This is a genomic window from Mesorhizobium amorphae, assembly GCF_014843845.1.
Classification (GTDB): Bacteria; Pseudomonadota; Alphaproteobacteria; order Rhizobiales; family Rhizobiaceae; genus Mesorhizobium; species Mesorhizobium amorphae_A.
Genome location: NZ_JHQS01000083.1, coordinates 1 through 466, shown reverse-complemented (window position 1 = coordinate 466; position 466 = coordinate 1). Strand labels below are relative to the sequence as shown.

1 protein-coding gene is annotated in these 466 nt (G+C 62.2%); it reads left to right on the top strand.

All coding sequences use genetic code 11. The annotated features are described in order from the left end of the window. Nucleotides 1–32 precede the first annotated feature (32 nt). On the top strand, nucleotides 33–466 hold a 434-nt coding region (locus DH08_RS30085; protein ID WP_246801054.1), incomplete at its 3' end, for an amidase family protein.

The following is a 466-nucleotide window of genomic DNA, read 5'->3' as shown; positions in this document are numbered from 1 at the left end:
TTCTCAATGGCATCACCGGCAATCCATGGAATTTGGAGCGCTCCGCAGGGGGCTCGTCCTCGGGAGCTGCCGCGGCAGTGGCGGCGGGCATCACTCCTATTGCACATGGCAGCGACGGCGGCGGGTCAATTCGCATTCCGGCGGCCTGGTGCGGGCTTGTCGGGTTTATGCCATCGCGTGGGCGCGTCTCTGGCGGGCCGAACGACCAAGACGCATCCTTTGGCCGTAACCGAACGTTTGTCCTGTGTCGGACGGTGCGCGACATGGCCGCCGCATTGGACGTCTTTTCCGGTCCCCATCCCGGCGATCCATTTATCATCGTCCAGCCGAGCCGCCCTTATGTCGACGAGCTATCTCGACCCACCGGCACTCTCCGGGTCGGAGTCGCGCGAACCAAATGGGGAGCGTTTGATCTCGATCCGGAAATTCTTCAAGCAGTCGATACAACTGCTGCACTCCTGGAGGA